Origin of the sequence: Gloeobacter kilaueensis JS1 (genome assembly GCF_000484535.1) — a bacterium.
In the GTDB taxonomy this organism is placed as follows: domain Bacteria; phylum Cyanobacteriota; class Cyanobacteriia; order Gloeobacterales; family Gloeobacteraceae; genus Gloeobacter; species Gloeobacter kilaueensis.
In genome coordinates this window covers 3,737,783-3,760,268 of sequence record NC_022600.1, presented here as the reverse complement: position 1 = coordinate 3,760,268, position 22,486 = coordinate 3,737,783, and the positions used below count along the sequence as shown (strand labels likewise).

General features: G+C 61.8%; 23 protein-coding genes and 2 tRNA genes. 13 read left to right on the top strand and 12 right to left on the bottom strand.

All coding sequences use genetic code 11. The annotated features are described in order from the left end of the window. Positions 1–36 precede the first annotated feature (36 nt). The gene (rplI, locus tag GKIL_RS17470; RefSeq protein WP_023175132.1) at positions 37–498 is read left to right on the top strand and encodes a 50S ribosomal protein L9; all 462 of its coding nucleotides are present in this window, start codon (positions 37–39) and stop codon (positions 496–498) included. Continuing rightward, positions 461–874, top strand: coding sequence for a DUF309 domain-containing protein (locus GKIL_RS17465; RefSeq protein ID WP_223173780.1), 414 nt, complete (start codon positions 461–463; stop codon positions 872–874). Before rplI ends, GKIL_RS17465 begins: the two co-directional genes overlap by 38 nt. Here GKIL_RS17465 and GKIL_RS17460 read toward each other — a convergent pair. The 3 genes from GKIL_RS17460 to GKIL_RS17450 are packed head-to-tail and all read right to left on the bottom strand — an operon-like array spanning position 871 to position 3,569. Continuing rightward, positions 871–1,764, bottom strand: a complete 894-nt coding sequence (locus GKIL_RS17460; protein ID WP_023175130.1) for a ferritin-like domain-containing protein — start codon at positions 1,762–1,764, stop codon at positions 871–873. The two genes, GKIL_RS17465 and GKIL_RS17460, sit on opposite strands and share 4 nt — an antisense overlap. A gap of 54 nt (positions 1,765–1,818) precedes the next feature. Then, on the bottom strand, positions 1,819–2,229 hold the full coding sequence (locus GKIL_RS17455) for a RuvC family protein (protein WP_023175129.1): 411 nt from the start codon (positions 2,227–2,229) through the stop codon (positions 1,819–1,821). A gap of 2 nt (positions 2,230–2,231) precedes the next feature. Beyond that, complete coding sequence (locus tag GKIL_RS17450) at positions 2,232–3,569, bottom strand: DUF3084 domain-containing protein (protein WP_023175128.1); 1,338 nt, start codon at positions 3,567–3,569, stop codon at positions 2,232–2,234. A gap of 184 nt (positions 3,570–3,753) precedes the next feature. On the opposite strand from GKIL_RS17450, the gene acpP reads away from it, so the two are divergent. The 4 genes from acpP (at position 3,754) to GKIL_RS17430 (ending at position 8,208) form a co-directional block, all read left to right on the top strand. Continuing rightward, the gene (acpP, locus tag GKIL_RS17445) at positions 3,754–4,005 is read left to right on the top strand and encodes an acyl carrier protein (RefSeq protein ID WP_023175127.1); all 252 of its coding nucleotides are present in this window, start codon (positions 3,754–3,756) and stop codon (positions 4,003–4,005) included. A gap of 355 nt (positions 4,006–4,360) precedes the next feature. Further along, positions 4,361–5,194 carry a hypothetical protein gene (locus tag GKIL_RS17440; RefSeq protein ID WP_023175126.1) on the top strand — a complete coding sequence of 278 codons (834 nt, stop codon included), beginning with the start codon at positions 4,361–4,363 and terminating at the stop codon, positions 5,192–5,194. Between the two features lie 69 nt (positions 5,195–5,263). Then, entirely contained in the window at positions 5,264–6,487 is a 1,224-nt protein-coding gene (locus GKIL_RS17435; protein WP_023175125.1) for a phosphoglycerate kinase, read from the top strand. A 116-nt stretch (positions 6,488–6,603) separates the two neighbouring features. Next, positions 6,604–8,208 carry a B12-binding domain-containing radical SAM protein gene (locus tag GKIL_RS17430; RefSeq protein WP_023175124.1) on the top strand — a complete coding sequence of 535 codons (1,605 nt, stop codon included), beginning with the start codon at positions 6,604–6,606 and terminating at the stop codon, positions 8,206–8,208. Between the two features lie 88 nt (positions 8,209–8,296). Here GKIL_RS17430 and GKIL_RS17425 read toward each other — a convergent pair. Further along, positions 8,297–8,369: transfer RNA gene (locus GKIL_RS17425), tRNA-Arg, on the bottom strand. 39 nt (positions 8,370–8,408) lie between these two features. Next, entirely contained in the window at positions 8,409–9,698 is a 1,290-nt protein-coding gene (ahcY, locus tag GKIL_RS17420; RefSeq protein ID WP_023175123.1) for an adenosylhomocysteinase, read from the bottom strand. A gap of 144 nt (positions 9,699–9,842) precedes the next feature. Here ahcY and GKIL_RS17415 point away from each other — a divergent pair, with 144 nt between their 5' ends. From GKIL_RS17415 to GKIL_RS17405, 3 genes are read left to right on the top strand one after another with little or no spacing between them, the layout of a single operon-like run. Further along, positions 9,843–10,211 carry a 2Fe-2S iron-sulfur cluster-binding protein gene (locus GKIL_RS17415; RefSeq protein WP_023175122.1) on the top strand — a complete coding sequence of 123 codons (369 nt, stop codon included), beginning with the start codon at positions 9,843–9,845 and terminating at the stop codon, positions 10,209–10,211. Continuing rightward, positions 10,211–11,023: a TlyA family RNA methyltransferase gene (locus GKIL_RS17410; RefSeq protein WP_023175121.1), complete on the top strand. Its 813-nt coding sequence runs from the start codon at positions 10,211–10,213 to the stop codon at positions 11,021–11,023. Before GKIL_RS17415 ends, GKIL_RS17410 begins: the two co-directional genes overlap by 1 nt. Before the next feature lie 51 nt (positions 11,024–11,074). Further along, a complete protein-coding gene (locus GKIL_RS17405) occupies positions 11,075–11,890 on the top strand; it encodes a Uma2 family endonuclease (protein ID WP_023175120.1) in 816 nt (271 codons plus the stop codon). Positions 11,891–11,908: 18 nt separating this feature from the next. Here the strand turns inward: GKIL_RS17405 and pgl are convergent, their stop codons facing one another. From pgl to GKIL_RS17380, 5 genes are all read right to left on the bottom strand, one after another. Beyond that, positions 11,909–12,631, bottom strand: coding sequence for a 6-phosphogluconolactonase (gene pgl / locus GKIL_RS17400; RefSeq protein WP_023175119.1), 723 nt, complete (start codon positions 12,629–12,631; stop codon positions 11,909–11,911). A gap of 2 nt (positions 12,632–12,633) precedes the next feature. Beyond that, positions 12,634–13,761, bottom strand: coding sequence for a glucose-6-phosphate dehydrogenase assembly protein OpcA (locus GKIL_RS17395; protein WP_023175118.1), 1,128 nt, complete (start codon positions 13,759–13,761; stop codon positions 12,634–12,636). A 28-nt stretch (positions 13,762–13,789) separates the two neighbouring features. Then, complete coding sequence (gene zwf / locus GKIL_RS17390; RefSeq protein WP_023175117.1) at positions 13,790–15,328, bottom strand: glucose-6-phosphate dehydrogenase; 1,539 nt, start codon at positions 15,326–15,328, stop codon at positions 13,790–13,792. A gap of 160 nt (positions 15,329–15,488) precedes the next feature. Continuing rightward, positions 15,489–15,773 carry a UPF0367 protein family gene (locus tag GKIL_RS17385; RefSeq protein WP_023175116.1) on the bottom strand — a complete coding sequence of 95 codons (285 nt, stop codon included), beginning with the start codon at positions 15,771–15,773 and terminating at the stop codon, positions 15,489–15,491. A gap of 36 nt (positions 15,774–15,809) precedes the next feature. Further along, positions 15,810–16,496 (bottom strand): HAD family hydrolase, encoded by a 687-nt coding sequence (locus GKIL_RS17380; RefSeq protein ID WP_023175115.1) that lies wholly within the window; start codon positions 16,494–16,496, stop codon positions 15,810–15,812. Positions 16,497–16,588: 92 nt separating this feature from the next. On the opposite strand from GKIL_RS17380, the gene GKIL_RS17375 reads away from it, so the two are divergent. From GKIL_RS17375 to GKIL_RS17360, 4 genes are all read left to right on the top strand, one after another. Then, positions 16,589–17,959 carry a CPBP family intramembrane glutamic endopeptidase gene (locus tag GKIL_RS17375; protein ID WP_023175114.1) on the top strand — a complete coding sequence of 457 codons (1,371 nt, stop codon included), beginning with the start codon at positions 16,589–16,591 and terminating at the stop codon, positions 17,957–17,959. Between the two features lie 32 nt (positions 17,960–17,991). Continuing rightward, on the top strand, positions 17,992–18,480 hold the full coding sequence (locus tag GKIL_RS17370) for a low molecular weight protein-tyrosine-phosphatase (RefSeq protein WP_023175113.1): 489 nt from the start codon (positions 17,992–17,994) through the stop codon (positions 18,478–18,480). Next, the gene (locus GKIL_RS17365) at positions 18,461–19,318 is read left to right on the top strand and encodes a fructosamine kinase family protein (protein WP_041244967.1); all 858 of its coding nucleotides are present in this window, start codon (positions 18,461–18,463) and stop codon (positions 19,316–19,318) included. Before GKIL_RS17370 ends, GKIL_RS17365 begins: the two co-directional genes overlap by 20 nt. Positions 19,319–19,354: 36 nt before the next feature. After that, positions 19,355–19,427, top strand: a tRNA-Val gene (locus GKIL_RS17360). Between the two features lie 31 nt (positions 19,428–19,458). Here the strand turns inward: GKIL_RS17360 and GKIL_RS17355 are convergent. Further along, on the bottom strand, positions 19,459–20,766 hold the full coding sequence (locus GKIL_RS17355; protein ID WP_023175111.1) for a TldD/PmbA family protein: 1,308 nt from the start codon (positions 20,764–20,766) through the stop codon (positions 19,459–19,461). Beyond that, entirely contained in the window at positions 20,766–22,346 is a 1,581-nt protein-coding gene (locus GKIL_RS17350; protein WP_023175110.1) for a TldD/PmbA family protein, read from the bottom strand. The genes GKIL_RS17355 and GKIL_RS17350 overlap by 1 nt, the downstream gene beginning before the upstream one ends. Between the last annotated feature and the right edge of the window lie 140 nt (positions 22,347–22,486).

Below are 22,486 nucleotides of genomic sequence, written 5' to 3'. Positions count from 1 at the left end.
CGATCGTGCGACAACCTATGGGCGCAGGAGCGCAAGATGGGCACCAAGATCGTTCTCAAAAAAGACGTAGACACGCTGGGCAAAGCGGGCACCCTCGTCGAGGTGGCAGCCGGTTATGCGCGCAACTACCTGATTCCCCAGGGTTTCGCCGTGCGGGCGACGCCGGGTCTTATTAAAGAAGCCGAACAACGGCAGGCCAAGCAGCGCGAGATCCAGGCAAAACTCAGGGCCGAGGCGCTCGAGACCAAAAAACTGCTTGAGGGCGTCGGTTTTTACGAGGTCTTCGTCCAGGTGGGCGAGGACGGCAACCAGCTTTTTGGCACCGTCACCAACCAGGACGTGGCCGAGGTGATCCAGTCCAAGACCGGTGTGGCCATCGACCGCCGCGAGATCCAGATCGACGAAGCGATCAAGCGCACGGGCGTCTACCCGGTGCGGGTGCGCGTCTATCAGGATGTCTTTGCCACCGTCCGCGTTCAGGTCAACGCCGCTGGCTGATCCTCCGGGCATTCCCGAAACGTTCTGGCGCGGCCTTGAAGAATTCAACGCTCGCCAGTTCTACGCCTGCCACGACACGCTCGAAGCGATCTGGCACGAGGCGATCAATCCCTTGCGTCAGTTTTATCAGGGCATCCTCCAGCTTGCCGTCGCCTTCTACCACCTCGGCAACCGCAACTGGCGCGGCTGCGTGATCTTGCTTTCTACAGGCATCGAGCGGCTCGAATACTTCGTTCCGGAGTACCTAGGCGTCGATGTCGAATCGCTCCTAGAGCAGAGTGCCGAATGCCTCGAAATCCTCCAGCAACTCGGCGAGGAGAATATCGAGGCATTCGATCCGGCAAAGATTCCCCAGATTGCCTACAGCCGGGCTTAAGAAGCCTTGCGCTGGATTTCATCTGTGCGCTCGAAGCCCAGGAGGGCCGGCAAGAAGCGCTGAACAAAGCGTACCGGGTCGCGCTGGAAGGCCATCTGGGCAAAGGTGAGGCGGGCGAGCTGCGTCTCGGGCACAATCCGGGGCAGGTGCTCCATCAGGTAGCCGGGCCGCTCCCACACCGGCAGGGTCTCCGCGATCTCAAACAGCCGCTGGGTGCGCCGCCACTCTGCCCCGAGGGTGACATCCATGCTCACCTCGAAGGCGGCGTGCTCGATCGCCGCGTAGCGGCGCTTCGCCTCCTCGACGCGGGCAGCGTTTTTGGCCGAGGTGCGGGCCATCTGGGCAAGCCAGCGGTTGCCCCAGCGCACGTGGGCCGCTTCCTCCGGCAGAATGCGCTCGATGCACTCGTGGACCAGCGTGTTTTCGCGTGTCTCGGGTACCTGCTTGAGGGCGTGGATGTGGGCAGAAAAGTACAGGCAGCCCCGCTTCTCGGTGACGTTGATCGCCGCCAGAGTATCGATTAAAAATTCTTCGAGGTCCAGTTCGTGGCCGGGCCTGCCGCCGTTGTCGTCGAGCAACCGCTCAAATTCATCGATATAAGACGGGCCAGGGGGCGTGTTCAACTCTGCCCCCAGTTCGTAGAGCAGGTCCGTCAGCCACTGGGCGTGGCGCGCCTCGTCGTGGATGTGGCGCGACAGATCGCGGATCAGTTCCCGGTTCTTGCCATCGAGCCGCTCGATCAAAATGGTCAGGTCCTTGCAGGCGCGCTGCTCGGAATAACGATAGCGATTGAGCGTGAGGTAGTGAATTTCAGGATCGCGCACGACAAATTCGAGAATCTCGCGGGCACCGAACTGGTCGCGGAGCTTGCGCGGGTAGGTGACAGTCATTTGGGGTGCTCATCACTCGCATTGTTAAGTTAATTTTACGTTCCATTCCGCCATTTAGCGCCGATCCGCGTCCAACAATCCCGCCAGATAGCGCTCGATGAGGATCATCGCCACTACATCGTCGTAGGCTTCCGGAGGCAGGCGAAAATCGCGGGGCACCAGGCGCAACAGCCCCTTGGGCGGGTGCAGATCCCAGTAACGCTTTCTTGCCTCCTCGCTGGAGTAGCGCTCGGCGACGGCAACCAGCCGGACCTCTGGAAACGCCCTTTTGATCTGCTCCTGCCAGTACGTAGAAGTGGTCTGATCGCCAATGACGAGCGTCGAGATGGGAAGCTCGCCCAACAGCCGTCCCACCTGGGCCAGCAACTCGTCCCCTGACACGACCGAGCGGTAATAGAGTTTGCGGTCGAGGCCGACGACGGCCAGCCCGCACTTCGAGCGGCCCGGATCGATGCCCAGGATCATCGCTAACCAGCCTTGCTGATGATCCGGCCATTTTGCACGGCAATCAGCGTCAGCTTGAGCGGGCCGTAGGTGTCTACGTCTTTTTTGGCCACCGCCTGCAGCGTGATCGAGCCGAGGCTCGGCTGTTTTTTCAGTTCGCTGATCATCTGTTCGAGATCGACGCGGGAGAACTCGCCCACCCCCTTGTCGCTGCCGGGGCTGAGGGAGATGCCCAGTTTGAGCGCCTGGCTGCGGGCGTCGCTAAATAGCTGGGTGAGTGAAGCTCTAAGCTTGTCGTCCTCGCCTAGAACGCTGCCGTCGATCTCGCTGGTGGCGACGATCTGCCCCTCCTGGAACAGCACCTTGTTGGGGCGCACGTCGCCTGCGACCCAGACCGGTTCATCTTTTAAGGAACTATCGACGGCCCGCAGCTGCAGAACGTGCTCGCCCGGTGCGGTGAGTTTTTGCACCAGCGCCCGCGCTTCCTTTTCGGTGATGCAGACGGCGTAGCGGCAGCGCGTGCCGGCCACCGGGCGCGCCCCGTCGCTGATCGCTTTTTGTTCGAGCTGGCTTAAAAAGGCGTTGAAGATCTGCTGGGTTTCGGCCATACCCCTGGAGCCGGGAATCTTGGCTTTGCCCACGATCTCGCCGATGCGATAGACCACGTCTCCCGAGCGCAGGGAGATATTCTTGGTTTCGAGGTCGTTGGCGATGTTGTTGAGCCTGATATTGGCGATCTGCAGCTGTCTTTTCTGGCGGTCCAGCTGGGCAATGTCGCTGCGGTAGCGCGTCAACCTCGCTTCGAGCACCCGGCGCTCCTGCCTGAGCGCCTGGGTCTCCTGCAAGAGCGCCAGCGCGTCGCGGCGCAGCACCTGCTTCTGGCCTTCGAGGCTTGTGAGCAACCTCTGGCTTTCGGCCAGCTTGCGCTCGTTTTGCGCCTGCTGGACGAGCACCTGACTCAATAGCCCCCGCAGGCGCGTCAGCCTGGTCTCTGTCTGCCGGCGCTCGGTCAGAGCCGCCTGCAATTTCTCGTGCACTTCGGCGCGCTGGACCTGGGCCGCCTGCAGTTCTTTTTCGGCGGCTTCCTTTTGTTTAGAAGCGCTGTTGAGCCTGGCCTGGATCGTGTCGTACTCGAAGAGGACGACCCGCACCCGCTCCGAGAAAAGGGTGACCAGTGCCATCGAGGCCGCCGCCGCCATCACCCCGGTGAAGACCGCTACCAGCTTGGCTGTATCTTTGGGCCGGAGATTGAACAGGCTCAGTTTTTTCCTGCCGATTTTGGTCGCCACGTGATCGCCCCCGTAGGCGATTGCCCCACCCACGACGAGCACGGCCAGGATCAGTAAAAACCCAGCAATCATCGGTTGCGCACAAGATTGGACCCGAGGTACGGCAATTGTAGCACCGGGCCTGTCCAGCATCCCGTATCGCTTGTCCATCAGCCGGATCGCACGTCGGGGACTGGCAGCCAATCGCGAAGCAGTGTACTATCAGCGATCGGACTCAGACACAGTCGGTCCCTACAGCCCATCTCTGGAGGCAACGATGAACGAAGAAGAAATCTATCAGCGCGTCAAGAAGATCGTCGTCGAACAACTTTCGGTCGAAGAATCAGAAATTACCCCCGAATCGAGCTTTGCCAACGACCTTGGAGCGGACTCCCTCGATCAAGTAGAACTGGTGATGGCCCTCGAACAGGCGTTCGGCACCGAGATCCCGGACGAAGAGGCCGAAAAGATTACGACCGTCGGCGACGCCGTTCAGTACGTAGCCAAACACGCTAACAGCGCTAGCTGATCCCCTTTTTGACGCTGGTCCCCTGTAGACTCGCCCACGGCCTCCGGATGGGCGGGTTTTTTAGTCTGCACAAGCGCTATATCCTTTTTTGCGATGGCCCGACCGCACAAAGACCCATCTTCCGTTGCGCTTTGCAACAATTCGTGAGTAGATGCGGCGCAAATTTGAATATTTCTTGATGTTTGGTTTATTCAGGTTCGGAAAATTTTTGATCAGGTGCGGCGCTATCGTGCGAGCAGCAAGCAATCATTAAAAAAATCCCAAATCGAGACGTAAAGGGCGATCCCCGCGTCGATACTGAAAAGACACTTCGATCCCACCCAGGCTCTTACGAGTCTGGAAGCTGCAGGCATTCATGAGTCTGTCCATTGCGATCCAGCCGATGAGCCACCGCATACCAGGACGTCTGCAACTGGCGTTGCGGGGTCTGGAGGCCGATCCGGCCTGGGCAGGCCGCCTGGAACAGGCGCTGCGCAAATTACCTGGGCTATATACGGTTTTGACTTCGCCGGCGAACGGCAACCTCTACTTGAGCTATGACCCCCACCGTTGGGACACCGAGGGGTTAATCGCTGCGATTGGGCGAGCGCTCGGTCAGCCCTGGCACAGCGAGGCGTTGCGCCGCGTCCATCCGGGCAGTGGGCTGGTCATCCGTGAGCTGTTTACCGATGGCACCCTCTTCGATTTAAGTCAGATAGATTCGCTGCCCCCCTCCACCCGTCATGTCGGCTGGTTCCAGGGCGAGATCGACCCACTGCAGCACGCCCTCAGGCTCGGCGTGCTCTGCCACCCTGGTCCCCAACCTGACAGCTTGAGCGACGCCTTCAGCGAAGCGGCCATCCGCAACCATCTGCCCGCCCACGACTGGCTGCAGCAGTACCGCGTGGCCGGTGAGGCGCTGATCGATCCTTTTTTAATCTGCTTTCGCCGCCGGGGCCGCCAGGTACTGGCCCTTGGGCGCGGCGAGGTCGAAGTGGTTATCGAGCGCTGCAGCTTTGTTCAGGACCGGCAGGGTTGCCATCCACTGAGCGATACCGTGCGCCGGCAGTTGATCGCCCGCAGCCTGGACGTGCAGGCGACGGCCCTCGCCTACCGGCCACTATTATTCGAGCAAAAGCCCCAGATGCTGCTGAACAACTGGATCTTCAGCTGTTTTTTTACTGCTGAGACGATCACTTCCCAAAACTGAAACCGGGTCTTTGACGGCGGGGTAGCCTGTGCCGGACAATAATCGCGGAGGATGTTGGGAGGACTGACGGTGGCTAAAAAAACAGTTGACGCCCTGGGAGCGGCAGAGCTAAGGGGCAAGCGGGCGCTGGTGCGCGTCGATTTTAATGTTCCCCTCGATGAAAGCGCTCAGATCACGGACGACACGCGCATCCGGGCGGCTCTGCCCACGATCCGGCAGCTGATCGATGGCGGGGCGCGGGTGATTCTGGTCAGTCACCTGGGGCGGCCCAAGGGCTTCGACGACCAGTTGCGCCTGTCTCCGGTGGCAAAGCGGCTGGGGGAGCTGCTCTCTAAACCGGTTGCCAAGGTGGACGACGTGATCGGTCCCGAAGTCGAAGAGGCAGTCAAAAAGCTCCAGGACGGCGATGTGCTGCTTCTCGAAAACGTCCGCTTCTATCCAGAAGAAGAAAAGAACAATCCCGAATTTGCCCAGAAGCTGGCGAGCCTCGCCGATCTCTACGTCAACGACGCCTTCGGCACCGCCCACCGGGCCCACGCCTCCACCGAAGGGGTGGCGCGTTATCTGCGGCCCGCCGTGGCAGGACTGCTGCTGCAAAAAGAACTCGAATATCTGGGTAAAGCCCTCGAAAGCCCCGAACGTCCGGTGCTTGCGATCATGGGCGGTGCCAAGGTGAGCGACAAGATCCAGCTCATCCAGAACATGCTCACCAAGGTCGATTCGATCGTAATCGGCGGGGCAATGGCCTACACCTTCCTCAAGGCCCAGGGTATCGCCACCGGTGCCTCCCGCTGCGAGACGAGCACCACCAAAAAAGACGGCACGACGATCGACCTGCTCAAGCTCGCCCTCGACCTGCTCGCCGAAGCGAAGGAGCGGGGGGTAACTTTCCTGTTGCCGGTAGATCACCGCACCAACGACAAGTTCGCCGACAGTGACACCCCCAACGTCACCCCCGACGCCAACATCCCCGAAGGCCAGATGGCCCTCGACATCGGTCCCAAGACCGAAGCACTCTACGTCGCCGAAGTCAAAAAAGCACGTACCGTGATCTGGAACGGACCGATGGGCGTCTTCGAGTTGCCGGGCTTCAGCCACGGCACCTTCGCTGTCGCCCAGGCGCTGGCCGAATCTGACAACCTGTCGATCGTAGGCGGCGGCGACAGCGCCTCGGCAGCCGAGAAGGCGGGCATCGTCGATCAGCTGAGCCACGTCAGCACCGGCGGCGGTGCGTCGCTGGAGTTTCTCGAAGGCAAGATCCTGCCGGGAGTGGCTGCCCTCGACGAGGCTTAGCGAGCACTTTCAGCCCTTCCAGGCTTGGCAAGGCAGCACTTTTGCGCTACCTTCCCTGATGATTGCCAGTGGCCCCAGGTGGCCTGCGGCACCCCAACCCATCAGGATAGATCGCCATGAGCCACGCTGCCATTGCCGCCCCAAGCCGCCGGACCGCCTATCTACCCCGCAACAAAAAACGGATCCTCTGTGTCTTTCCGGCCTACAGCCCTTCTTTTGGCACCTTCGAGCACGCCTTTCCCCTGATGGGGGTGCGCGCCTTCATGCCGCCCCAGGGCATTTTGCTCGTCGCCGCCTACATGCCTGCCAGTTGGGAGGTGCGCTTTATCGACGAAAATATCCGTCCGGCCCGGATGAGCGACTACCAGTGGGCAGACGCGGTGATTGCAAGCGGTATGCACATTCAGCGCCGCCAGATTAACCAGATTGGCGACCTGGCCCACCGCTGGGGCAAGATCACCGCCGTGGGCGGCCCCTCCGTCTCCGGTTGCCCGGAGTACTACCCCGACTTTGATCTGATTCACATCGGCGAACTGGGCGACGCGACTGACCAGCTCATCGAATATATCGACCTGCACAGCGAGCGGCCCGCTGCTCAGATCCGTCTTGAAACAAAGGAGCGGCTGCCCCTGGAGCGCTTTCCGATTCCTGCCTACGAGCAGATCGACCTCAACCACTACATGATGGGCACCGTGCAATTTTCGAGCGGCTGTCCCTACGCCTGCGAGTTCTGCGACATTCCGGCCCTCTACGGTCGCAACCCGCGCCTCAAGACTCCTGAGCAGGTACTGGCCGAACTCGACACGATGCTGCGCTCCGGCAACCCCGGCGCGGTCTACTTCGTCGATGACAACTTTATCGGCAACCGCCGGGCCGTCGCTGAACTGCTGCCCCACCTCATCGACTGGCAAAAGCGCAACGGCTACCCGATCCAGTTCGCCTGCGAGGCCACCCTCAACATCGCCCAGAGCCCGAAACTGCTTGAGATGATGCGCGAGGCTTACTTCTGCACCGTCTTTTGCGGCATCGAGACTCCCGAACCGGAGGCGCTCAAATCGATCTCCAAGACCCACAACCTGAGTATGCCGATTCTTGAGGCGATCCGCGTCCTCAACAGCTACGGCATGGAAGTGGTCTCGGGCATCATCCTTGGCTTCGACACCGACACCCCCCAGACTGCCGAGCGGCTGCTCGAATTTATTCGCCTCTCGCAGTTGCCGATGCTCACGATCAACCTGCTGCACGCCCTGCCCCGCACGCCCCTCTGGAACCGCCTCGCACAAGAAGGCCGCATCGTCGATCTCGATGGACGCGAGTCGAACGTCGATTTTAAGATGCCCTACGACGAGGTGATGGCGATGTGGCGGCGCTGCATCACCACCGTCTACTCCCCCGAATACCTCTACGAGCGCTTCGCCTACAACTGCGAACACACCTACCCCAACCGGATTGCCCTGCCCAACAGCCCCCAGCGCACCAGCTGGGACAATATTCTTAAAGGCATTACTATTCTTAGCAATATCCTGCTCAAGATTGGCATCCTTGGCGACTACCGCGAGACCTTCTGGAAGATGGCGCTGCCTGCCCTCCAGTCCGGACGCATCGAGGAACTGATTCACATTGCCCTGGTGGGCCATCACCTGATCACCTTTGCCCGCCAGTGCGCCGCCGGTCAGGAGGAGGCTTCCTTCTACTCGCAAAAAGTCGAGGCGGCTACCTGAAGCGTCTGTCTATAACCCAGAGAACCCCGATCCTGTCCGGCGGACCACCAGCGAAAAACTCAGAAGCTGGATGGACCGAAAAAGATAGCGGGCATGGCGGGGATCGAACCCACGACCTTTCGCTCCGGAGGCGAACGCTCTATCCGCTGAGCTACATGCCCAAGTGCTACCCGATGGTAGCACTTGCAAGATGGTCGGCTCTACTCGGTGCCCTCGTCCCAGGATGCCTGGTAGCGCAGTTGCTCGGGGGTGAGCACGTCGATGGCGATGCCCATCGCGGCAAGCTTGAGGGCGGCAATCTGCTGATCGAGTTCGTCGGGGATGTTGTAGATGCCGGGGGTAAGTTTGCCCTGGTTTTTGACCAGGTACTCGACGGCGAGCGCCTGGTTGGCAAAGCTCATGTCCATCACCGAGGCCGGATGGCCCTCGGCGGCGGCCAGGTTGACCAGGCGGCCTTCGCCGAGCACAATCACGCTCTTGCCTCCTGCCTTGAGGGTGTACTCTTCGGTGAAGGGGCGGACAGTGCGCTTGCCGCTCGACAGTTCGCCAAGACCGACCAGATCGATCTCGATGTCGAAGTGGCCGGAGTTGCAGACGATCGCTCCGTCCTTCATCGCCTCGAAGTGCTCGCGGCGGATGACGTGCTTGTTGCCGGTGACGGTGATGAACAGATCCCCCTGGCGGGCGGCGTCGGCCATCGGCAGCACTCGAAAGCCGTCCATCGCCGCCTCGATGGCGCGCACGGGGTTGATTTCGGTGACGACGACGTTGGCTCCGAGGCCACGGGCGCGCAGGGCCACCCCCTTGCCGCACCAGCCGTAACCGGCCACGACGACGGTCTTGCCCGCAAGCAGGATGTTGGTGGCGCGGATGATGCCATCTAAAGTCGATTGGCCCGTGCCGTAGCGGTTGTCAAAAAAGTGCTTGGTCTCGGCGTCGTTGACCGCCATCGCCGGGAAGGTGAGCACACCGGCGGCGAGCATCGCCTTGAGGCGGACGATGCCGGTGGTCGTCTCCTCGGTGGTGCCGATCACCTCGGACAGCAGGTCGGGGCGATCTTTGATCAGGGTTGCCACGACATCGGAGCCGTCGTCGATGATGATCTGGGGCCGGTGTTCGAGGGCGATGCGCACGTGACGCAGGTAGGTCGCCGTATCTTCGCCCTTGAGGGCAAAGACCGGAATGCCGTGATCGACCACCAGTGAGGCAGCGACGTCGTCCTGGGTCGAAAGGGGATTGCTTGCGATAAGCAGAGCGTCGGCACCGGCTGCCTTGAGGGTGATGGCCAGGTTAGCCGTCTCGGTTGTGACGTGGCAGCAGGCGGAGATGCGAATGCCAGCGAGGGGACGCTCCTGGGAGAAACGCTGCCGCAACTGGCGGATGACCGGCATCTCACGCGCCGCCCATTCGATGCGCTGTCTTCCCTCGGCTGCCAGTTCCAGACTGCGGACTTCGTAGCGATTCTGGACAGGGGTCGTTACTGCTGTCATTTAGTGCTCCTAAAACGGCGACAAAAATCGAAGCTTCAAAATGAACCGTGACAGAATAAAGCTGTCACATCAGACCAGAATATCCCATCGCCGTGGGTGCTTTGTGCGGTTTTTTTCTATTTAGCTGCTGAATTGCCTGTACCTATGCCTGCCCGCTACTCGGTTGAGATCTACGATCCTGTTGCCGGTGAAACGTATCACATCCGAGCCGGAGCACGAGAATACGTGCTGCAGCAGGCGGAGGCCCAGGGCGTGAATCTGCCCTTCTCCTGCCGCAACGGTGCCTGCACCAGCTGTGCTGTCAGGGTTCTTTCGGGCGATCTGGAGCAGCCCGAGGCGATGGGATTGTCTGCCCAACTGAAAGCTCTTGGCTACGCCCTGCTCTGTGTCAGCTACCCGCGCTCGGATCTAAAAGTCGAACTGCAGGCCGAGGACGAAGTTTACCTGCTGCAGTTCGGCCAGCAATTTGCCCAGGGCGAGGTGCGCGCCGGGTTGCCGCTGGAGGGGGATTAGTGGCAGCGCGCGCTCTGCGCCTCGATCAGTTGCTGGTCGAGCGGGGCCTGGCGGCAAGCCGTACCCAGGCCCAGGCGCTGATCCGGACGGGAGCGGTGCTTGTGGGCAGCGAGCGCATCGATAAACCTGGATGGCTCTGTTCTCTAGACGCGCCGCTGACGGTGAGCGCTGCGCCGCCTTTTGTCTCGCGGGGCGGCGAGAAGTTGCAGGGGGCGTTCGAGCGGCTGCAAATGGATGTCAATGGCCGTATCTGTCTGGATGGCGGCATCTCGACCGGCGGCTTTACCGACTGTCTATTGCAGCACGGTGCAGCGCGGGTCTACGGCATCGACGTGGGCTACGGCCAGGTGGCCTGGAAGTTGCGCACCGATGCGCGAGTTGTCTTAAAAGAACGCACCAACCTCCGCTACCTGACGCCCGCTGAACTGTATGGACCGGGTGAGAACTGGGCGGATTTTGCGACAGCGGATGTCTCGTTTATCTCACTCACGCTGGTAGTCGGAGCCCTCTGGCAGTTGCTCGTCCCGCCCCGCGAGGCGCTGCTATTGGTCAAACCGCAGTTCGAGGCCGGTCGCGCCCATGTGGGCAAAAACGGCGTCGTCCGCGATCCGGGTGTGCATAAACAGGTGATCGCGACAGTCTGGCAGGCCGCTCAGGTGCAGGGTTGGGGCGTGCGGGGTCTCATCCCTTCGCCGCTTACCGGTCCTGCCGGCAATCACGAGTACTGGCTGTGGCTCGGGATGAACGGCATAGCGGATCTAAAAGCGGAGCGGATTGAGCGGGTGGTCGCCGAGGCTCTGGGCAATAGATAGGGCGGCAAACGACCAGAGATACACTGGTAGACGATCCGATAGGCAGCAGCGATGAGCGCCTTTATGCCTCCGGCACCGCTTCCTGTGGCCAATCCCGCTTTGCCCACGATGTACGATCTGCCGAGTGGGAAGCACCCGGAGGAACCCGGCTTGCCCGACGAGTTTCACGATTTTCAGCCGCAACTATTGAGCCAGACTTTCAGGCCACTGGCGTTTCCTCCCGACAGAATATTTACGGCGACGGACCTCAACCTCTACTACGATCCCCAAAGACCCCGGTACTACAAGCGTCCGGACTGGTTCGCCGTCGTCGATGTCCCGCGCATCGTCGATAGGGGCCGCCTCAGCTATGTGATCTGGCAGGAGCAACAGGTGCCGATCGTCGTCGTCGAACTGCTGTCGCCCAACACGATCGAAGAAGACCAGGGACTGACGCTGCGGGATAGACAGCCGCCTTCTAAGTGGGAAGTGTACGAAAGCATTCTGCGGATACCCAACTACGTCCTGTTCGACCGCACGGGCAACAGCCTGCAGATTTACCGGCTGCAAGCGGGGCGTTACCAGCTTCAGTCCGAGGATCGGCTCTGGCTGGAAGAACTGGGCATCGGTTTGAGCTTGTGGCAGGGAACGTTCGAGGGTTTTACCCGCCAGTGGCTGCGCTGGTACGACATCGAGGGGCGCTGGATTCCCTGTGAGGCCGAAAAAACCGAACTGGAACGACAGCGCGCTGAGCAGGCGGAGCGAATCGCTCAAGAAGAGCGGCTGCGCGCTGAGCAGGCGGAGCGGATAATAGCAGAAGAACGACGGCGTGCCCAGGCGATGGCAGAACGGCTAAGAGCGCTGGGCATCGACCCCGACGCGCTGTAACCAGAGTAAATCTGTCTGCTACTTGACTTCGCCCAGACTGGCGGCAGCCGCCTGATCCAGTAGCCAGATCAGTTCGCCGGTTGGCTGAATGCCCGTACACGGATAGGCGGCATCCCCTGCGAGCACCCTGGCCACTACCAGCGCTTTTTCCTGACCACTCACCAAAAAGAGCACTCGCCGGGTCCGATTGAAGATGGGATAGGTGAGGGTGAGGCGGTCGGTCGGTTGTGAGGTGGGCCGAGCGACCGCTACGGGCTTGTCGCGCACAGTGAGGGCAGGATCGTCCGCAAACAGTGAGGCAGTATGGCCGTCATCGCCGATGCCCATCAATGCCAGATCAAAACAAATGTCACCGTCGAAGAATATCTGCAACTCGGCTGAATGAACGCGGGCCGCCTGCTCGATCTCGGGGGCATCGGTCGGCATCGGATGAATATTGTCAACCGGGATCGAGATGTGATCGAGGAGAGCTTCTTTTGCCATCCGGTAGTTGCTCTCGGCGTGATTGGCCGGAACGTAGCGCTCGTCGCCCCAAAAAAAGTGAATCTGACCCCAGGGCAACTGTGAGCGGTAGGGTTCGGCGGCAAGCAGTTGATAGAGCCGCCGGGGCGTCGGACCGCCGGAGAGGGCGACGCTGAAGCGATAATGATCGGCGATCGCCTCGGAGGCAGCAGCGGCAAACAGCCGGGCCGCCTCCTGCGAAGCGCCCTCGAGGTCTGGGAAGATACGAACGTCGGGCATCGTTACTTCAACTGCAGCAGGGCGTGGAGAAAGGCCAGCGACTGCTCGTAGATCGGATCGCGGTCGGGGGTGCGCAGCGCCGCGCTCAAAAGCTGCTCGGTGCTCAGCATCTCGACATCGGAGACGCGCGAGATGTTGGCCTCGCCGATATTCATCTGCATCCGCAGGCAACTGGAGGTGTCGGTGCCGCAGAGCACCGTCGAGCAGGCCGCCCCAACTTCTTCGGAGCGCAGGCCGACGGAGGTGAGCTGACCGGCCAGAGCCGCCGCACCGGGAACGGCGCGGATAGTGGCCTGGATGGGCCGTCCGGTCTCGTCGCGCAAGATGATTTGCTGGAGGAGTTCTCTGGTGTGAATCGAGAGGGGCTGCCAGCCCAGGCGACCGGCAAGCCAGCCTAAAAACAGGTACGCCTGGGCTGGATTGAGCGGTTCCTCTGCACCCTGGCCGTACTCGATGATTATCCGATCGAGGACTCCCAGGCAACTGCGGCGCTCCTCAGCGTCGAAGGCCAGGGCCGTCTCCTCGCGCCAGGGAATGATCCGCGACCAGTTGAGATCGCCGAAGGAGCGGTTGCGCTCCTGGGCAAGGGCAAAGGTCGCGAAGTTTTTTAATCCCTGCAGCGGATCTTCAAAGAGCAGCGAGTCGATCACCGTGCGATCGACCACCGACTGCAGGCTGGTGAACAGCTCCATGTGGGGGCTGAGGGGACCCCGCCACCAGAGAAACGTCTCCAGTTCAGGAAGCAACAGTGAAGCGACGGTCGTGTGCAACTCGCGCAGAGCCTGGCCGCTGGCGCGCAGGGTGATGTACTCGCAGCAGATCGATTCGCGGTTGCCGCCTTCGCTCACCGGACAGTAGGCGGCGATGTAAGCTTCAAGACCATTCTGCGCCGCCTCGGAGGCACCGACCAGGGCAATGGCGCGGCAGGGATGCTGGACGGCGATCGTGCCAATCGCCTCGGCGATGCTGTTGGGGTCGGCCTGCTCCGGCTCGAAGACGAGCAAATTAAAAGTCGAGGCCCGCGTCGCCCCGGCCTGAGAACTCCAGATGCCCTTGAGCTGCTTGTCGATCTGGCTGATTTGCACCCTGGCCGGTTCGGCGATCGCTACAACGGAGGCATTGTCGGTCATAACAGTTCCTAGAATCACAGTAAAAGCGCTAGAGTCGCCGCCAGCGGCGGCCAGTGTCCATCAACTTGCTCGCCGCACTCGGTCCCCAGGAACCGGCGTCGTAGTACTGCAGGTCGTCGCTTGCCTGGTTTTCCCACTGCTCGATGAGGGGAGTGACGATCCGCCAGGCGGCCTCGACTTCGTCGGCGCGGGTAAAGAGGGTCTGATCGCCCAATAAGCAATCGAGCAACAGTCGCTCGTAAGCCTCGGGCGAGGCGACTTCAAAGGTGCTGCCATAGTGAAAGTCCATGTTCACCGAGCGCATCGCGATGTCGGCCACCGGTCGCTTGGCTTCAAAGCGCAGCGAGATGCCCTCGTCGGGCTGGATGCGCAGGACGAGCAGATTTGGGCTGACCTGGCCGGCGCTGCGCTCAGGAAAGAGCTGGTGGGGCACGTCGCGAAACTGCAGGGCGATCTCGGAGACGCGCTTGGCAAGCCGCTTGCCGGTGCGCAGATAAAAGGGCACTCCATGCCAGCGCCAGTTGTTGATCATGAAGCGGGCGGCGATGTAGCTGGCGGTCTGTATCCCCGGTGTCACCCGTGGCTCGTCGCGGTAGGCGCTCACCGGTTCCCCGGCAATCCAGCCGTTGCGATACTGGGCTCTCACCGCGAGCAGGCCCCGGTCGTTGCGGCCAAGCTGGGTGGCGCGCAGCACCTTGACTTTTTCGTCGCGCACGGTGTCGGCTTCAAAGGCCGCCGGCGGCTCCATCGCCGTGAGGGCCAGAAGCTGCATCAGGTGGTTCTGAATCATATCGCGCATCGCCCCGCCCGCCTCGTCGTAGTAGGGGGCGCGATTTTCGACCCCTACCGTCTCAGCCACCGTGATCTGTACGTGGTCGATGTAGCGGTTGTTCCAGAGCGGCTCGAAGATCGAGTTGGCAAAGCGAAAGACAAGAATGTTTTGAACCGTCTCCTTGCCCAGGTAGTGGTCGATGCGGTAGACCTGCTTTTCTTGAAAGACCTTCTGGACGACTTTGTTGAGGGAATGGGCCGAGTCCAGGTCGCGGCCAAAGGGCTTTTCGATTACGATCCGGGTATTGCGCGGATCGCCTGAAAGACCGGCGGTACCGAGATTTTCGATGATTGGCTTAAAGTAACTTGGGGCGGTAGCCAGATAAAAGGCGCGGTTGCCGAGGGTGCCCCGCTCACTATCGAGCTTGCTTAAAAATTCGGCCAGCTCCCTGTAGCTTTCGAGGCTTTCAAGGTCGCCTTGAAAGTAATAGATGCCCTGGGAAAAACTTTCCCAGAGGTTGCCCAGCTTGCTGCGGGAATACTTTGCTACCCCTTCTTTCATCATTTCCCGAAACTGCTCGTGGGAGTAGGGGCGGCGGGCAAAGGCGACGACCGTAAATTCAGGGGGCAGACGCCGATCGCGGGCGAGGTCGTAGAGTGCCGGGATCAGCTTTCTGACGGTCAGATCGCCGGACGCCCCAAAGATGGTGAGAATGCTCGGCCTCGGTGTGCGCTCCAGCCGTAGCCCCTCGCGCAGCGGATTGGCGAGCAATCCTCCGGTAAGCTGTGATGTCATAGCACAGGTCCAAATATTGGCGTTCGAGAAATCGGTGCAACGCTGCCGGGTTCTTTTTAGACTAGGCGGCAGCAAGAGTGGCCAAGGCAAAATCGTCGGAACAAATTAACAATTTGAAAATAGCCCGGCAGAGGCCCTTGCGGCCCCGCCGGGACAGGCGCTACTCGTCTTCGTCGGAGGAAGCAAAAAAGCCCGTGCCCCTCACCCCGATCGGGGCACCGCCGCCGGATTTGGCAGCGTTGAGCTGGACGGCGACGATGTCGGAACTCATCACCGCCACTTTTTTGTCGGTCAACTTGTCGCAGGTCAGCTCGATCACCCTGGGGGTGGTCGCACCGATCGCATCGCGCACCTGGGTATAAAGCTGGCCAGCGGCGATCTGGTCCTTGCGCTGCACGGCGAGGGCGACCGGATTGCCGCGCAGAATCAGCTCGATTGTGTACATGATCTTTCCGAATGCAAACACTCTATTGTAGGCGAATTACCCGGCTCTCTGGGGCCGGTGGCAGGATTCGATCCGGGCGAGATCCAGATCGTCGTAGCGGTCTAGAACCCAATCGGCGCGGCGCTGCAGCAGGTGCATCGGCACGCTGGTGGTGAGGGCAATCACTCTCAAACCCGCCCGCCGCGCCGCCTCGATCCCCAAAAAGCTGTCCTCGACGGCGAGGGCTTCTTCTGCCCGGACGGCGAGGCGCTCCAGGGCGAGGTGGTACCCTCCGGGGTCGGGCTTGCCCCGGCCAGTGTCTTCAGCCGCAACAACCGCAGCGAAGCGGCCCGCCAGCCCGGTCAGATTCAAAATCCACTCGATCTCAGCCCGCCCCGCCCCCGAGACGATGGCCAGCCGCAGACCCGAGGCGCTCGCTCGATCGAGCAGATCCGCGACACCGGCAATCAGCAGCTTTTTGGGATCGGCGCTCTGCCGATAGAGTGCTTCTTTCTGGCGCACGAGCGCTTCGATCGCCTGGGGAGACACGGCCCGGCCCCGCGCCTGCAGCACGGCGCGCAGCGCCTCAAAATCGCTGCGGCCCAGGCAGAGCTGCTGGTAGTCCGCCCGGTCCACCTCCAGTCCAAAGGTGGCCTTGAGCACCTGCTGGAGAAGCTGCCGGTGCAGGGGCTCGTCGGCGACCAGTACCCCGTTGAAGTCAAACAGAATAGCCCGCAGGGCCATCACCGCTCCGGCGTGCGTTGCGCCTCGATCGTATCAGTCCCATAGAAAGTTGCCGGACGGCCCAACCTCGCCGATGCTGGAGGGAGCCGATTTTGACAAGCGATGTGTTTCGCCGAGCGCTGCTGATTGCTACGACGGCCCTGGTTCTGCTCCTGGGCGTCACCCGCTTTATCCAGACGATCAAAGAACCCCAGCCGCGCGCCCAACTGGCCCTCGACAGCACCGATCTACAGTTGCAGCTGCTTACCCTCAAAGCCGATCCAGACTTAAAGCAGACGCTGGAAGGGATCGACAGCAAGCAGCTCCTGCAAGAATCTGTGCAGGCCTACGAGCAGGCCCGCCTCGATCCGGCGACCCAACCCGACCGGCTGCTCAAACTCGGTTTGCTGCAGGCGGCCCAGAACAAACCTGCCGAAGCGCGAGCCACCTGGAGCCGGATCGCTGCTCGTTCGCCTTTAAGGCTCACCGCCGAGGTGCTCTCTCAGCTCTGGCAGATGCCGCCGATTCTCGCTGCCGATGCCCAGAGCGTGCTGGCGGGCCGCCTCGAAGGCTGGTACCGCAGCGCTGCCCTCTCCCGCCTGTATAAGCTCCAGCAGCGCACCGACGCCCTGCGCGAACTGGAGGTGCGCTCGCGGACCGAGGCGCGTGGCACCCTCATCAAGCTCGGCCTGCTCAACGTCGTGCCACTGGTCGGACTACTGGCAGGTCTGATCGTGCTGGCTCTCTGGGTCTTCTGGCGCACCCGTCAGGCCGATCCGCCCGACTGGCAGGTGCCCTGGGGGCCGGGCACACTCTGGGAGGTGGTGATCTACTGGTTCGCTGCCTTCTTTAGCTCTGGACTACTGGCAGCAAGCTTCATCGGCGGCGAGCGGCTGGAGCAGGCGGGCCCGCTTGCCCAGGCGCTCTTTACCCTCTTTGCCTACGGGCTCATCGCCGGTTCGGGTTTGGCGCTGCTGGCGCTACTGGTCTGGCAGCCGTACCCCAACAGCCGCAAGTTATTTAACTACAGCCTCGTGCCCGGCTGGTGGCGCTGGGGAGTCGGCGGCTGGCTTGCGGCGGTGCCGCTGGTGTTCGTCACCTCCCTGCTCGCCCAGCGACTTTTTGGTGAAGGTGGCGGTGGCAATTCACTTTTAAGCGGCATCGAAGGTTCGGCCAGCTGGCTGGTACAGCTCCTGCTGCTGGTCAGCATCGCGGTCGCAGCACCCCTTTTTGAGGAGACGTTCTTTCGCGGCTTCGTATTCCCTTCCCTCGCCAGCCGCCTCGGAGCCCCGGCGGCGATCGTTGCCTCAGCGGCCCTTTTTGGCATCGCCCACTTCAGCGCCGTCGAATTTTTTCCGCTATTTGCCCTGGGGGTGGTACTGGGTACCCTCTACCACCACACCCGTTCCCTCGCCCCGTGCATTCTCCTCCACGCCCTCTGGAACAGCTCGACCTTTCTCGTCCTGCTGCTTTTGGGCAGCTAGGGTAGGATAGCTCCACCGTCCGGGAACGACCCGTGAGCGAAAACATTCTCTTCGTTTGCATGGGAAATATCTGCCGCTCTCCCGCCGCCGAGGGGATCATGAACCGACTCATCGACGAAGCGGGCCTGACAGGCCGGATCGTCTGCGATTCGGCAGGCACAATCGGCTACCACGCCGGTGAGCCGGCGGACCGGCGGATGCGCGCCGCTGCCCAGCGCCGGGGCATCGCCCTCACCAGCATCGCCCGCCAGTTCACCCCCGGCGACTTCGAGCGCTTCGATCGAATTCTCGTCATGGACCGGGCCAACTACGAGGACGTTCTCGACCTCGATCCGACTGGCCGCCATCGCTCCAAAGTCCGGCTATTGTGCGATTACTGCCGCTCCCACACTGTCCGCGAGGTGCCCGACCCTTACTACGGCGGGGAGGCCGGTTTCGAGCGCGTCCTCGATCTGTTGAACGACGCGTGCTCGGGCCTGCTCGATGCGATCGGTGCCGGCCATGTGGACGACCATCGCTAGCTGGATTGCCGCTGCCACCGGCGAGGCTTTTTGTGTCGAAAGCCGCACGGCGGTGGGGGGCGGCAGTATCAATCAAACCTGCACCCTCTCAGGACAGGGCCAGCGCTACTTCGTCAAGCTCAACGCCCTCGGGAGCCTGGCGATGTTCGAGGCGGAGGCGGAGGCGCTGGGTGTTCTTGAGCGCACCGCTACTATTCGTGTCCCTGCGCCAATCTGCACCGGCACAGTCGATCGCTTCGCTTTTTTGGTGCTCGAATGGCTGCCTCTGGGGGGGCGGGGCCGTTGGGAGCAGATGGGCGAGCAACTGGCCCAACTGCACCGGATAACGAGCCCCCACGGCTTTGGCTTCGAGCGCGACAACACGATCGGCTCCACTCCCCAGCCCAATGGGTGGACAGCGGAGTGGGCGGTATTTTTTGGTCGCCATCGCCTGGGCCACCAGCTTGCCCTCGCGCAGGGCGGTGCAATCGAGGAGCGGCCTGCCCGCTTACTTATCGAGCGGCTGCCGGAGATTCTGGGAGAGCACACCCCGGTGCCGTCGCTGTTGCACGGCGATCTGTGGTCCGGGAACGCCGATTTTACGACGGCAGGCGAACCGGTCCTCTTCGATCCGGCGACGTATTACGGCGATCGGGAGACCGACCTGGCGATGAGCGAATTATTTGGCGGCTTTGGGGACGCTTTTTATCAGGGCTACCGGCGGGCCTGGCCCCTGGAGCCGGGCTACGAGCGGCGCAAAATTCTCTACAACCTCTACCACGTCCTCAACCACTACAACCTGTTCGGCGGCAGCTACGCCCAGCAGGCCAACCGGATGATCCGCACCTTGCTCGATTGACGCCACAGCTGCCCGTGGCCTAACATAAAGCTTCGCGGGCGTATAACTCAGCGGCTAGAGTGCGATCTTCACACGGTCGAAGTCACTGGTTCGAATCCAGTTACGCCCATCCAGGTTTTCAATAAAAACCATTCTGACCTTCAGTTCGGGCTGCCGCTGACGAAGTTAAAGTCTGCCACCTTGATTGCCGGTAGCAGACTCGGGTTCAGTTCGGTGTCGGCACAGGCTTGGGGACGGCTCAAATCGAGGGTCTTACTTAACATCTCAAGGATGCTCTCGTTGAAGCGCAGGGTTTTGACGCCCCGTGCGATTTTGCCGTCTTCGATTAAAAACGTACCGTCGCGGGTGAGACCGGTAACGATCGTTTCGTCGGCTTTGACATCGCGCACGTACCAGACGTGGGTGACGAAGATGCCGCGATCGACAGAAGCGATCAGATCTGCAATCGCTTTATCGCTGCCCTGCATCAACAAGCCATCCGGAAAAGGCACCGGGGAGCGGTTGTTCTTCTGGGCGGTGAAGCGGTCCCAGCGCAGGCCGGTAAAGGCCCCTTTGTCGATCCAGTTCAGTTTAGGCTGGGCGAGCCCATCGGAGGCAAAAGGCCGGGTAGGCAGGCGCGAGTTGGTCGGGTCGGAGTAGAGCGTGATGTTGTCGCCCACCAGTTTCTGACCCATTTTGCCCGAGAGAAACGTCACCCCGTCCAGGGTCTCGCGGGCGTCGAGCTGAAAGAGCAGGTGGGTAAGCAGGGTGCCGACGGCGGCGGGAGCGAGGATCACCGTGTACTTGCCCGGACCCATGGCTACCGGGCTGGCCCCCTTCTGCACCTGGCTTATCGCATCGCCCACCAGGCTCGCCGGATCGATGAGGGCAATTTGCGAGGCGGTATCCCGCGCCCAGCCCGAAGAATCGGCCCCCTGCACGGTGCAGCCTACCTGGACATCGGTGCGCCGGTGGTAGCCGAACAGGCCAGCCGAATTGGCGACCACCGCGATCGTCTCACCGGTCTCGACAGTACCCGCCGCCCGGTAATTTTTTTTGGTGGCGGCCTGTGTGATCGTGAGCACCTGTCTGGCCCGGCCCGCCGCGTCCAGTTTCGCCGTAGCCGGATCGTAGGCTTCGACGGCAAGATACTGCTGAGGCGGCAGGGGCGGCAGATGTTCGGGGTCCGGCGGCGCTACCCGCGCCAGAGCCTCCGCCCGCCCAACGGCGGCTTTGATCGCCTCTTCGTCGAAGGAACTGATCGTCGAGGTGGCGTGCCGCTCGTCGAAGGCGACCCGCACCTCCAGCAAGTTGCCCTCGTCGAGGGTGTTCTGGGTGATCGCGTTGTTGGCAAAGCGCGTCACTGCACTGGTATGGGCGTCGAGGCTGACAAGCACGTCTTTGGCGGTGGTGTACTTGAGAACGCTCGCCACTACCTTGCGGGCCTGGGATTCACTGAGAGTTGCCATCACTTCTCCTGTGCCTGGTTGCCGGAGCCAACATCGATCTGCCGGAAGCGGGCGGGGGCCGCTCCGTGGGTCATCCGGCCTGCCTGGCCGGGCTGGCCCTTGCCGCAGGTGAGTACCCCCCAGGGCCGCCAGTGCTCCTTGCCGCACACGCCGTCGCAGGCTCCCCAAAATTCGGGGGTGATCCCCCGGTAGACGACATCCTTGAGCATCTCCGCTTTTTTGCCGTTGCGGATGCGGTAGAACAGGTCGCCGCCAAATTGAAAGTTGAGCCGGGTCTGGTCAATAGACCAGGTGCCGGTGCCCTCGATCAAGATGCCGTCGCGGGTGTCGGCGATCAGATCCTCCGGCGAGCCGCTCCCGGCGTTCGGGTCCATGCCGACGTTGGCGATGCGCACGATCGGGATGTGCTCCCAGGAATCGCAGCGGCAGGAGCCGTGGGACCGGCTCTCACCGATCTGGGGAGCCACCTCGCGGTTAGAGGAGTAGCCCATGAGCACGCCTTCACGAATAATGTCCCACTTCTGGGCTGCCACCCCTTCGTCGTCGTAACCCATAGAGGCGAGCCCGCCCGGCAGGGTGTTGTCGGCGACGACGTTGACGTGGCGCGAGCCGTACTTGAGCTTGCCCAGCTTGTCCGGCGTGGCAAAGGTGGTACCGGCATAGTCCGCCTCGTAGCCCAGCGCCCGGTCCAGTTCGGTGGCGTGGCCGATGCTCTCGTGGATGGTGAGGTGCAGGTGCTCGCCGTCGAGAATCAGATCCCGCTTACCGGTGGGAGCCTCGGCGGCGGTGAGCTTGAGCCGCGCTTCGTTTGCCACCCGATCGGCGTTACCGACGAGATCCCCTTTTAAGATGTGCTCCCAACCGGCCTGCAGGGCCGAAATTTCGTAGCCGCGCGATTGCTGGTCGCCGTTGCCGGCGGCCTGGGCGTTGATACTGCCGTTGGAGATCAGGCTGTCGATGTGGATAAACGAGCCGTCGCTCGAAGCAAAGTACTTGTCCATCCCCAGAAAGTAGAGAAAGCCCGTCGCTACTTTTACCTCCTGCACCTTGCGCATCCGCTCGGTGCTCGTAAGCAGCAGGTCGGTTTTTTGAGCAATGGGAATATCGAAGCTATTGGTGGTGCGTGGGCTGACGTACTCGCCCCGGTGTGGCGGTTCGGGGGCGAGCTTGACCGGTTGGCGCACGGCGAGGGCACTCGCTTTGGCGATCTCGACGGCGCGCTTTGCCGTGGCGATGGCCGAAGCCGGAGTGACGATGCTCGACGACGCAAACCCCCATGCCCCCCGGTACAGACAGCGGATACCAAAGCCGTAGGACTCGGTATCGACCAGTTGGGCGAGCCGATCGTTGCGGGCAAAGAGGATCTGCTGCCGGTTGCGCATCAGCCGAATATCGGCAAAATCTGCTCCAGCGGTGCGGGCGGCCTTGAGGGCCGCTTCGCACAGCTCCTTCACTTTCTGGCGATCGGCTACCAGGGGCTGGGCAATCTCAGCTGCCCGCAACCGCTCCGGAGCCAGCACCGCCCCGGAGGCAGCCAGGAGCCAGAGAAATTCACGGCGGGGCAACATGCAGCGGGACATAGGCACCTGCAGTCAAAACAAGAATCGTTATCACACAGCCTACCAACAACCGAGCTACGAGGTTACTTGCAAATCGTGCTGGCATCAGAACGCGAGTTTACCAGCAAGGGCCTGCGGACGGACAGTGCCAGGCTCCGGCT